This window comes from Tamlana crocina (assembly GCF_012037625.1).
The window spans coordinates 1-343 of sequence record NZ_JAAVJS010000569.1; the positions used below are offsets into that span (position 1 = coordinate 1).

Annotated in this window: 1 protein-coding gene; it reads right to left on the reverse strand. The window is 44.3% G+C overall.

Annotated elements, in window-relative coordinates:
- The coding region (locus tag HC176_RS18075; protein WP_167920386.1) for an FAD-binding protein at positions 1 to 343 on the reverse strand (343 nt) is incomplete at both ends.

Genomic DNA, 343 nt, shown 5'->3' on the forward strand with positions numbered 1-343 from the left:
TCTTCTTTCCAAATAGTAATCCCTGTCTTCTTCAGCCAGTTCTGTAGGTTTCAATCTGCCTTCACGAATTGCCTTGGCATCCTCCAGTTTCTTCGGAACCCAAATACGTCCGTCATTCCGAAGAGATTCAGACATCAAAGTAAGTTTGGACTGATGCTCTCCTGAAACAGGAATACAGGTTGGGTGAATTTGGGTAAAACATGGGTTGGCGAAAAAAGCTCCTTTTTTGTGTACTTTCCAGGCAGCGGTCGCATTACTTCCCATTGCGTTTGTAGAAAGGTAAAACACATTCCCGTATCCACCTGAAGCGATCACAACGGCATGAGCACTGTGTCTTTCAATT